This window comes from Mesorhizobium sp. PL10 (assembly GCF_053714315.1).
Window position 1 is genome coordinate 39,029 of sequence record NZ_JBSKBR010000029.1, and the last position, 10,127, is coordinate 49,155.

The window sequence follows — 10,127 nt, forward strand, 5'->3', positions numbered from 1 at the left end:
TTTCCATGCCGCGGAGAAACACTTCGCAGACGCGCGACACGGTCGCCACACTGCGCGTGGATTCAATTGATTAATCGTAAGCTCGATGAACGCGTTCCGCCCTAATCACTGCGCAAAATCTTTGCCTCGAGCGCGGCCGCCACGAATGCGCGCCGAGCGGCTGGGGGACGAGCCTCGCCACGCAGCACCTGCAGACAGATGTCTATCGCTGTCCTGCGTTTCTCAGTCTGGCGAGGGAGATCGCGAAGCAAAATGGTGGCTGCGTCGTTGACATCGTGCACGATGCGCTCCGATCCGTGGCGGCCAAGCTGAACGACGACTGGCCTCTCAAACCTGCTCAAGACAGCCAACTCCCCCGCATTCCATCACATTGCCGCACGGAAACCCTGCATTCAGCGTCCCTGAACACGGCAGATAACCAAGGCTATCTGCGCAGGAGATCCTCTTGAAGCAAATCCCTCACCGGGAACATGACAGCCCAATGATCTCGAGCCGGGCCTGCCCCCGCTAGGCCCAAGACCTTTTTAGTGGAGCCCAAGCCTTTTTTTCAGTTCGGCATTCTCCTTGCGAAGGCGTTCCGCAAGCAGGCTCTTCAGGCGCTTGTTTTCTTCCTCGAGCGCGACCAGGTCCTTGAGTTCGTCGGTCTCTGCTGCAGGGATCGTGGCTTTCTTCCAAAGATAATAGGTCTGCTCCGAGATCCCGGCCTGCTTCACCGCGCTTCTGTGGGTGGCGCCGCTTCTGACCGACCTTTCGATCTGGGTAAGCTTTTGGGCGCGATCCTTTTCAGAATAGACCTTGCGGGGTCCGCGCGCCGTTGCCGCCGCTACCCCATTGGCTTGGGCAGCCGCCTCGGCGCCATTGGTCCGGGCGGGTGGGGTCGACTGAGCTTTTACCTTCCCCGAGCGCCGGGGCTTTTTCTTGGTACCTGGCGTGTCCAATTTCGTCGCGCCTTCCGTTTCGACACCTGCCAATTCAGCTTGTTCTGGATCTGCCATTTGGTGCTCCGATGTCATTTGCTGCAATCGTTCAGCATCACGGGCCACGATACTGGAGTCAATATCCTGATGACTTGACGGAGCAACGTTCTGGAGCTCTGTGGATGCTTCGGCGAAGGCTGCTGAGAAATCAATGTCGCCCCAGATAGAGCCATTGCGCCTTTCATAGCCGCGCTTCTGTCTGACTTCCACAATGAACGGTCGGGTCTGCCGCCTCATAATTCTTCCTTGACTGAAATACGATCGTATAGAAACCGCAACTGAAGACGACTCAAATCGTTCAGGCAATCTCCATTGTGGGCGGAGCTTTATCGGACAACGTCGATTAGGAGCAAGAGCCGTTTTACATCGATCGAATTTGGCGTTCAGCCGGTACCCAGCTCCAAGGAATTGAGCGCTCTCGTTGGTCACTTGGTAGGTAGAAGGTGATCGATTTCGTCATCGGACAGATCCTCGAGGAGCTTGAGAACGGCGCCCGACCCGCCAGCGTTGACCATAATGGTCCGCTTTCCCCGATGCTGCGACGGCCAGGCATCGGGATCGATGTCGCCGGCGCGCCCCTGGAAATCCGGATGCGTCGCGATCCAGATTGCTTCGAGCTTTTCCTCGCGCGTCATGCTGTCGGCAGCGCCCGTTTCATGAGCAACGATGGCGGCCCGCATCGCGTCCGGACTGTGTCTGTCGGACAGGTCGCAGAACCCGTGGAACCAGCGTTCGCGACCGCGAACCCTGATCGCAAAGAAGACGCTGGTGACATACCTTGGCCTTGTATTCCGATATGCCGAACATGCCGGTGCGCTGAAACAACGGTGGCAGGAGCTCAAGCATGGAGTGGTATTCCACGCTGGAGATCTGGAACCACTCACCAGCGTATGGAGTGCCCGATAGCGGGTCGACGCCTGGCACGTCGCGGTGGCGGTTGAACAGTTCGAACATCTGCTCCCGTGTCGCGACACCGTCGAACACTTTTCTGAAGGGCGGATGTGAAGGCATGGCGCTTCTCCTCGATGGCACGCCAAAGGCACGCGGAATGTTCCACGAGAGCGCCGCGATGGCGTGAAGGTTTTGTCCTGGATTGAAGGTCGGTGGCGCCAGCCGGCGCCTGCCGGCAGCCCATTGAGCGAGTGGCAGAGCAGGCGGAGCTTTGCCGGCAGGCAGCGTCGTCAGGCGGCGCGAGTTCTGTTCGCCATCAGAGCTTGATTTCGACCGAGGCCAGTTTTGGCGCGAACAGCAGCAGCGAGCGCCGGGATGTCGTCCAGTAGGGCAAGCGCCACAATGTGGTTGGCGCCGCCTGTATAGTCCTTGCGGCCGTTGCAGGTGCGGATCAGGATGCCGTGCCCGGACGAGCGTCTCTTCTGCTGGCCGTCATAGGCGCAGCTTTTGTTCCAGTCGAACATCTCGATCTCCATGAACCGGAATTGGCCTGCTGTCGTTCGACCGCAGACCTGTCGTCGGTTGGCTATTTGGGTTGGAAAGGTGGGACGACCGCCCCTCGTTGGTCACGTCGGGGCCAAGCTCGTTGGCGAAAACTCACCATGAGGGCCCGGCAATTGCGCCGGACCCTCCTGGTTCGTGACGCCGGTTATTCGGCGGCCTGGAGACGGTTCGTCTCGTCGTCGACACCGGAGGCGACCTCCACCGACGGGCAATCGGCATCGCCGGTGAGAAAGGCCGGCAACTCGGCTGGGCCGACCTCGGCACCGTCGCCCGATATGTCTCCGACCACCGGCTCGTCGGTATCGGCAACAGGACCGTCCTGTTCGAGGCGCAGCGGCTCGGGCAGCCAGTTCGACCCTTCGAGAAGACGGCCAGCTTCACGCGCCATGAGGTCCTTCTTCATGTGGTCGATCATCTGCGCGGAGTCCTCGCCGCGGGCCTCGCGAACCGCCTGCACAATCCGGGCTTTGGTGACCCGGCCGAGATAGTTGTCGACAGTCGGTTCCCAGCCGGCCGTGACCATGTCAAAGCCGAGCGTGGTGGCAAGTGCATCTGCGTGGGCAAGCGCACCCGGCCGCCTGTTCCAGGGCTCGACGACGGCGTTGAGCGAGAGCGACGCGCAGTGCGCGAGCAGCGCCTTGCGGCTCGCTTCGTCGAGACCGAGCAGGAAGTCCCAGAGCTTGTCGCTGTCGGGCATATCCCGGTCCCAGGCCTCGTGACGCTCGGCAATCTCTTTCGCCCAGGGAGTTTCGGCGAGACCCTGGACCTGACCGAAGCTGTTGTTCACCATGGTGACCTCGAGGCAGCTGTCCTTGGCGAAATGGTAGAACACCTGCAGCATGAGGGCATGGAGAACGGTGACGAAGGCGATGTCGACGTTGCTCGCGAGCGCGTTGCGCAGCGCCAGCGTCTTTTGCGCCGTAAGGTCGAAGACAAGCCGTTCCGGCAGCGGCTTGATGCCTTCTTCCTCGGGCTCGTCGGCCGCATCGGATCCGCCGTTCGTCGACCTGCTGTTGACTACGACGCCATTGGCGCCGTCCTCATCGGACTGCGACGCGTCACGTTCCCCGCCGTCGGCCTCCTTGTCATCGTCGGCCTCAGCCCGGGGCTCATCCTCGGGACGAACAAATCCGGCTTCGATCTGGAGCTGGCCGTTGGCGCCGAGGGTCACGAACGCTCCGGCAATGCCCTTCTGCGCCGGATCGTAGACCTGTGGTCGATCGCTGAACGCGTCTAGTTCGGCGCCAAGCTGATCAAGCCTGTCCTCGATCTCCTGGTCGGCTTCCTCCATCTCGGCATATTTGGCGTCGAGCGCATCATACTCGGCCTTCGCCGCGTCGTAACGGGCGATCTCCTCGACGCTCATCTCCGCCTGTTCCGCGTAGATGCGCCGCATGCCGGAGGTATGCCCATAAGCGAAGCTGATTGCCGCTTCGACCCACTTCCAGCCGTCGGCGCGGATTGTCTCGGCATCGATCTTCAGCCTGTCGAAGACCAGCTGCTCGAGAAGGGCAGCATCCTGGAACCAGCCGCCGGAATCCTGCTCGAACAGATCGCGCAGGATGACGCCGCCGGCAGCCTCGTAGGCCTCTGCGCCGACATAGACCGCCCGGCGATCATCGGCGCGAACCGTGGTCTCCGTTAGAAGGCGCCGGATGTAATAGGGTTCCTGCATGTGCGGATTGCCGGATATGCGCTCCCAGACCTGCTCCTGACGGGAATGGTCGTCGGAGATCGAGAACGCCATGATCTGCTCGAGGCGGATTTCATCCTTCTCGTAGAGCTCGAGCAGTTTTGGCGTGACCGAGGCGAGCCTCAGCCGCTGTTTGACGGTCGCCGCCGACACGAAGAACCGGGCGGCGATTTCCTCGACGTCGAGCCCCTGCTCCTTCAGTGCCCTGAACGCTCGGAACTGGTCGAGCGGATGCAGGGTTTCGCGATGCAGATTCTCGGCAAGCGAGTCCTCTTCGGCCGATGTCGTTGCGCTGCGGTTGAGGATGCAGGGGATCGGCTCGTTCTTCGCCAGACGCTTCTGCTTGACGAGAATGCCGAGCGCGAGATAGCGGCGGCCGCCGGCAGGCACCTCATACATGCCGGTCTCCTCGTCGTTTGCGTCGAGCACCGGACGGACGTTCAGGCTCTGCAGGAGCTTGCGGCGACCGATGTCCTCTGCGAGTTGCTCGATGGTGACGCCGTCCTTCACCCGACGAACGTTCTTCTGCGACAGCACGAGTTTGTCATAGGCAATGTTCTCCGCTGCATTCATAGCGATCTTCTGGCTGGCCTTTGCCATGGTCAGGGTCTCCATGACGGGCGGCCCGGGGCCTCTCCCCGAACCTCCAAACCCGTCAAAAACCCCTCCCCTCCCCCCTCTGCCTCTCACGGCCGCGCCGGCGCGGCACAGGCCGGTTCCACGCAACCTGGCGGCTGGACCGACGGAGAAAGACGAGCTATATATCTTCCACAAACGTGGAAGGATTACTGTCGTGGCCGGATTTAACAGCGAGGTACTCACCGCCACTGAGGCAGCGTCGGTGACGCGGGTGCCGCTCAAGCAGGTGCATCGAATCATCGACGCCGGCTTGCTGCGCGGCCGTGTCGAGATGCGTCGCGGCAGCCGCGTCATCGTCGGTTCGGGACTAGTGGGATTGCGTCTGGCGTGGTTGACGGCCGAGACACTGACACCAACGGCACGTCGGCGCATCGTCGAGCGCGCGATCGCAACCGACGCGGCATCGGTGGTTGCCGCCGCCCCACTGAAGGTCGACCTGAAGCCGATCGCCGCCGAGGTGAAGATCGGCCTCGCCCGGCTTCGGAAAGCGAAGGCGATGGTGGCGCGCGATGCAGACATTCTCGGCGGCCAGCCGGTGTTTGCCGGAACGCGTGTGCTTGTTCATGACATCGCTGACATGCTCGCGGCTGGCGATACGCCGGACGCGATCCATGCCGGCTATCCGCAGTTGGCCCTCGACCAGGTCGAGCTTGCCGCCGACTACGCGCTTGCCTATCCCCGGCGCGGCCGTCCGCCGGCAAAGCCAGTCTGGCGGACCACGCCGTCAAAATCGTCGCGCACGGTCAGTCTCGACGATTTGCCGGCGACTTCGTGAAGTTCCTGATCGACGAATGCCTGAGCCCGGACCTTGCGAAACTGGCGCGAGAGAGTGGGTATCCGCAGTCCAGCCACGTGCGCTGGCTGGGCCTGGCGGGCGCGAAAGATCATGTTGTGACCAGACGCGCTGTCGATGACGGCTATGTCCTGGTTACCCACAACACGACGGATTTCCGGGGGCTTTACGGTCGCGAAGACCTGCACGTCGGATTAATAGCCTTCAACACGGCGCCAGGATTGATGAGTCTCGATCTTCAGGTGCGGCTTTTCCTCCTCGCCCTTTCGGAACTCGGCGGCGAGGAGGCATGGAACGAAGCGCTGGAGATCTCAGTGGACGCGGATCGAACCGTGACGATCGAGAGGTTCGATCTTCCAGAATAGCGGTTATTCGTCCGGTTCGCGAATGTCGACCTGGCCAGCGAAGCGCCTCCAACATACGGGCATGGTCGATGAGGACATGGATGAGCGCCTGGCGATCGAGGGTGACGGTCATGCTGGTGCTGCGTGTGCGCTCATGCCGTTCATTCAGCGTTTCGAACTCGTCCATGGTGGTGTGGCGAAAGGCGCCGTCCCCCTGGTTGGCGGAGCGGCGCCTCGAAGAGGGCGATGATCGGAGAGCCGGCGATGCGATGTGCAGGATCGCCGGTTGGGCGCAGGATCAGTGGGCGAGGTCGAGGAGCTTCTTGGCCTTGCCTTCCAACTCGAGCCGGACGTCTTGGTGCTGCTTGTCGCGCGCGACGCGGGTGATGCCCTGCACGAAATCGAAAACCGATGCCGGCGGATGGCCTTCGTTGGTAAGCACGGCATCGATGATCTTCGCGGTTTCGCCCTTGGAAAAGCCCCGCTTGCGCAGGAAGGTGGTTCGGTCGTCGTCGTTACGTGCGACAACGCGCTCGCGCGCCGCCTTGATGCCGTTGACGAAGGGCATCGGCGAGGATTCGGCGAACTGGATCAGCGCCGGCTCGGCTTCGAGCGCAAAGCGCGAAGCAGCATATTTGGAGTGGCGGATGGTGATCTCCTCGAATTCTTCAACACCCCAGAGATTGCGGTTCTGGCAGACGGCGCGGAGGTAGAAGCTCGCTATGCCGAGCGTCTTGGCGCCGACCTCTGAGTTCCAACAGTAGAAGCCGCGGAAATAGAGATCGGGCGAGCCGTCCGGGAGCCGCCCAGCCTCTATGGGGTTGAGGTCGTCGACCAGGAAAATGAAGATGTCGCGGTCCGAGGCATAAAGCGTCGTCGTGTCCTTCGAGATGTCTACATTGGGATTGTAAATGCTGGTCGACCAGTCGAGCACGCCGGGCACCTTCCAGCGCGTATCGCCAGTGCCGTTGCCAGCGATCTTTTGTACGGCCTCAACGAGTTCGTGGTCGAAAATCCTCCCATAGTCTGGACCAGTGACTGCTCGGAGCTCGAGACGGCCGTTCGCGATCTCGAGCGTCTTGACCTGCTCGGCGCGGTGCGTGGAAAGGCCATACTGCAGATTGATCCCGGCGAGCGCAGCCGGAAGCTGGCGCAGATAGGTTGCGGGTGCGCCGACCAGGCTGGCGAGCTGACCAAAACTCCAGTGTGTCGGCGCGACCGGCGTGTGGGCGTCCGGCAGCATGAGCGTCAGCCTCTCGGGATTTTCACGGGAGGCTTCCACACGGATCGCGTCGCTTTCCACGATTCGCGTCTTGCTGCGTTCGGACCGCCGCCTCACCGCATTGTTGAGGTCGGTGAGCGACAGGTAGCGTTCGTCGTCCGGCCGGTTGAACCATTCCGACGACACGCGGCCAATGCGCTGGCCGCGGCTGACATCCACCTTGTAACCGTTGTTCCCGCTCCGCACGGGCGCCTGAATTTCCATCTGGGTCATAGCTCTTGCTCCTCGACGGGGCGCCAGGAGCCTCTCTCCAGGCTTTCGCCCGCCGCCAGCACTCCGCTCCACCCTCTCCCTCTGTTGGCGCCGGCCAAACCGGCACGAGCGCTGCGCTTGCGGCAGCTTTTTCCTCGGAGATCTGCCTACGGTGAAGACCGGCCGCAGGCCGGCCTTCAGCGCAACGGCAGTCCGCTCCCGCAGCGAGACGCCCCCGCTATTGGCCGGGGCTGGTCACCCACATGAAGCGTCAGGCCACCTTCCAGCGCATTCGCACTGCCGGCGAGAACAATCGCGGTTGCCACGATGCCGAAATCATGAATCAATGCGCGTCCAGGGATGCGGCGGCACCCGGAGCGATGGAGGCGATGCGACGATTCAGAATTGCTGACCAGGTCATAGAAGAAACGGTGTCTGACCTGCAGGTCGTGCTTGCGGATGCCTACCAGCGCAAGAGCCGGCCACTTTGCCTGTGCCAAGCGCCGGGTGTGGCAATGTATATTGCCCAGGTCGGCGAGCAGTACATCGTCAAGCGCATGCCATCGTCGGGCGGCGGGCATGATCCGTCCTGTTCGTCCTACGAGCCGCCCGATGAGCTATCCGGTCTCGGCATGCTGATGGGGAGCGCAATCCAGGTTGATCCCGAGAGTGGGCTGGCCTCGCTGAAGCTGGATTTCAGCCTGTCGAAGGTCGCTGGCCGGGCAAGACCTGTCGCGGGTGCGGGCAGCTCCGACAGCGTGACCGGCGATGCAAAGAAATTGTCCTTGCGCAGCCTGCTTCAATACCTTTGGCACGAAGCTGAATTGACGGCCTGGACCTCACGCTGGACCGGGAAGCGCCATTGGTGGAACATCCGATGGCACCTGATCGAAGCCGCAAGACAGATGACGGCGAAGGGCGGGATGTTGAGCGAAATCCTGTTCGTGCCGGAGCCGTTCCGGTCCGCCGACAAAGCCGGGATCGAGCAGCGACGTGCTGCGGCGCTTGCGCCTGCTCAGCCACCGAAGACCGGCCCGAGGCAGCTGATGATCCTCGTTGGCGAGGTCAAGGAACTTGAGCCGGCGCGCAGCGGTCATAAGCTGATCATCAAGCACATGCCAGGGTTGGTATTTTTGGTCGATGATGGACTTTGCCGCCGGCTTCAGTCTCGCTTTGAGACCGAGCTAATGCTGTGGGACACTGATGAGGCGTCACACCTGATCGCGATCGCGACGTTCGCACTCACACCGACCGGGCTCGCCGTCATCGAGGAACTGGCACTGATGGTGGTGGCGGAAAACTGGGTACCTTACGAGTCCGCTTACGAAAAGAAGCTGGTCGATGCACTGGCCAGGGTGCAGACGCGCAGCGTAAAGGGCCTGCGCTACAATTTGCCGGCAGAGCGGCCGGTAGCTGCCGCCCTGGCACAGGGGCAGCCGCGATCGACTGCGCTTTACATCGTCCCGCCAATTGCCGATTCATCCTACCTGGATGCAGTTGAGGAGTTGATCGCATCGCGACCCGAAATCGATGCGTGGTTGTGGAGGGTGGCGGATGGAGACATGCCACCCCTGCCCACATGATTTTAGCTGGGGGCTTTGGCCGAACAAAAGCCAATAAGCGAAAGCCCACTCGGCCGGGGCCAAGTGGGCTTTGTCTGGCGGAACGCAGCACCTATCCGTCCGTGAAGGTCGCATTGCCATGGTAAAGATTAGATTAGCGAGATCGAATTTTAGAATATGTTTAGGTTCTGGCGCAGCTTGCGGCAGGCGAAAGCTGTTCCGCCCGCGGCGAGGTTTTGGAGCGTCATGATGACCGTCTCCTTGCATGCCTGCAGGAGTCGATCTCCCCACAGCCTTGCTTAGGATCGCCGGGCAGTTCCCGCGTTCCTGCCACGTCCTCTCGATTCAAGCAGCGGCTTGATGCAACACTTCAGGGCGCGGCAACGCTACCTGGAGATTGTCGATTAGCCGCGTTTCGCCAAGCCAGGCAGCGACGAGCAGGCGCGCTGGTCGATCCAATGTGAGTATTGAGGCAAGGTCCCTCTCCGAGCGCAGCTCGAGATACTCGACCTTCGAGAAGCCGGCGGCGAGGATCGCCTCTCGGCCGACAGTCAGCGCACGCTGTATAGATTCTCCTGAACTCAGCTGCCTGGCAGTTTGGCCCAGGATTTCAGCCAGTCGAGGCGCCCTGTGGCGCTCAGCCAAGGACAGGCGCGCGTTGCGCGACGACATTGCCAGGCCATCGGCTTCGCGAACCGTCGGGCCAGCGATGATCTTGATTGGGATATCGAGGTCACGGACAAGCTGGCGCACGACGTGAAGTTGCTGAAAATCCTTTTCGCCGAAAAACGCCAGATCGGCGCCAGTCTGAAGAAGAAGCTTCGTGACCACGGTGGCTACACCATCGAAGTGGCCGGGCCGAAACGTGCCGCAAAGCCCCTCGCTCACACCGCCGACCGAAACTGTGGTCCCGAAGCCTTGCGGATATATGTCGGCGGCATCGGGAGCATAAAGAATATGGGCGCCAGCAGACGCGAGCTTGGCGGCGTCATCGTGTTCCGTGCGCGGATAGGCAGCCAGGTCATCGGCATTGTTGAATTGCCTCGGGTTGACGAACAGCGTCACGATCACCCGATCAGCCTTGGCCAGCGCGGCCCGCACGAGGCTGAGATGACCCTCATGCAGGGCACCCATGGTTGGCACAACGGCAATCCGTAGGCCCTCGCGGCGCCACGCGGCAACGATGCTGC

At 61.8% G+C, this 10,127-nt stretch carries 11 protein-coding genes; 3 read left to right on the plus strand and 8 right to left on the minus strand.

What is annotated here, in order from left to right; genetic code table 11:
* Positions 1-101: 101 nt before the first annotated feature.
* From ACWGTO_RS28825 to ACWGTO_RS28850, 6 genes are all read right to left on the minus strand, one after another.
* Positions 102-350 carry a DUF982 domain-containing protein gene (locus ACWGTO_RS28825; protein WP_454578178.1) on the minus strand — a complete coding sequence of 83 codons (249 nt, stop codon included), beginning with the start codon at positions 348-350 and terminating at the stop codon, positions 102-104.
* A 174-nt stretch (positions 351-524) separates the two neighbouring features.
* Positions 525-1,214 (minus strand): transposase, encoded by a 690-nt coding sequence (locus tag ACWGTO_RS28830; RefSeq protein ID WP_454578179.1) that lies wholly within the window; start codon positions 1,212-1,214, stop codon positions 525-527.
* Between the two features lie 188 nt (positions 1,215-1,402).
* Positions 1,403-1,729, minus strand: coding sequence for a DUF1419 domain-containing protein (locus tag ACWGTO_RS28835; RefSeq protein ID WP_454578187.1), 327 nt, complete (start codon positions 1,727-1,729; stop codon positions 1,403-1,405).
* Positions 1,632-1,988 carry a DUF1419 domain-containing protein gene (locus tag ACWGTO_RS28840; protein ID WP_454578180.1) on the minus strand — a complete coding sequence of 119 codons (357 nt, stop codon included), beginning with the start codon at positions 1,986-1,988 and terminating at the stop codon, positions 1,632-1,634. The genes ACWGTO_RS28835 and ACWGTO_RS28840 overlap by 98 nt, the downstream gene beginning before the upstream one ends.
* A gap of 170 nt (positions 1,989-2,158) precedes the next feature.
* The gene (locus ACWGTO_RS28845; RefSeq protein ID WP_454578181.1) at positions 2,159-2,392 is read right to left on the minus strand and encodes a hypothetical protein; all 234 of its coding nucleotides are present in this window, start codon (positions 2,390-2,392) and stop codon (positions 2,159-2,161) included.
* A gap of 185 nt (positions 2,393-2,577) precedes the next feature.
* On the minus strand, positions 2,578-4,725 hold the full coding sequence (locus ACWGTO_RS28850) for a ParB/RepB/Spo0J family partition protein (RefSeq protein WP_454578182.1): 2,148 nt from the start codon (positions 4,723-4,725) through the stop codon (positions 2,578-2,580).
* Between the two features lie 193 nt (positions 4,726-4,918).
* Between ACWGTO_RS28850 and ACWGTO_RS28855 the strand changes: the two genes are divergently transcribed.
* Positions 4,919-5,539, plus strand: a complete 621-nt coding sequence (locus tag ACWGTO_RS28855; RefSeq protein WP_454578183.1) for a DUF433 domain-containing protein — start codon at positions 4,919-4,921, stop codon at positions 5,537-5,539.
* Positions 5,536-5,922: a DUF5615 family PIN-like protein gene (locus ACWGTO_RS28860; RefSeq protein ID WP_454578184.1), complete on the plus strand. Its 387-nt coding sequence runs from the start codon at positions 5,536-5,538 to the stop codon at positions 5,920-5,922. The genes ACWGTO_RS28855 and ACWGTO_RS28860 overlap by 4 nt, the downstream gene beginning before the upstream one ends.
* Before the next feature lie 277 nt (positions 5,923-6,199).
* Here ACWGTO_RS28860 and ACWGTO_RS28865 read toward each other — a convergent pair whose 3' ends face one another.
* Positions 6,200-7,396 carry a DUF932 domain-containing protein gene (locus tag ACWGTO_RS28865; RefSeq protein WP_454578185.1) on the minus strand — a complete coding sequence of 399 codons (1,197 nt, stop codon included), beginning with the start codon at positions 7,394-7,396 and terminating at the stop codon, positions 6,200-6,202.
* A 368-nt stretch (positions 7,397-7,764) separates the two neighbouring features.
* Between ACWGTO_RS28865 and ACWGTO_RS28870 the strand changes: the two genes are divergently transcribed.
* Positions 7,765-8,958 (plus strand): DUF1173 domain-containing protein, encoded by a 1,194-nt coding sequence (locus tag ACWGTO_RS28870; protein ID WP_454578188.1) that lies wholly within the window; start codon positions 7,765-7,767, stop codon positions 8,956-8,958.
* Positions 8,959-9,282: 324 nt separating this feature from the next.
* On the opposite strand, the gene panC is transcribed toward ACWGTO_RS28870, so the two are convergent.
* Positions 9,283-10,122 (minus strand): pantoate--beta-alanine ligase, encoded by an 840-nt coding sequence (gene panC / locus ACWGTO_RS28875; protein WP_454578189.1) that lies wholly within the window; start codon positions 10,120-10,122, stop codon positions 9,283-9,285.
* Positions 10,123-10,127 lie beyond the last annotated feature (5 nt).

Bases quoted from the DNA above. Each gene is read 5' to 3' on its own strand.
- ACWGTO_RS28840 (WP_454578180.1), bottom strand. From the start codon at position 1,988: ATGCCTTCACATCCGCCCTTCAGAAAAGTGTTCGACGGTGTCGCGACA.
- ACWGTO_RS28845 (WP_454578181.1), bottom strand. From the start codon at position 2,392: ATGTTCGACTGGAACAAAAGCTGCGCCTATGACGGCCAGCAGAAGAGA.
- ACWGTO_RS28850 (WP_454578182.1), bottom strand. From the start codon at position 4,725: ATGGCAAAGGCCAGCCAGAAGATCGCTATGAATGCAGCGGAGAACATT.
- ACWGTO_RS28830 (WP_454578179.1), bottom strand. From the start codon at position 1,214: ATGAGGCGGCAGACCCGACCGTTCATTGTGGAAGTCAGACAGAAGCGC.
- ACWGTO_RS28865 (WP_454578185.1), bottom strand. From the start codon at position 7,396: ATGACCCAGATGGAAATTCAGGCGCCCGTGCGGAGCGGGAACAACGGT.
- ACWGTO_RS28870 (WP_454578188.1), top strand. From the start codon at position 7,765: ATGCGACGATTCAGAATTGCTGACCAGGTCATAGAAGAAACGGTGTCT.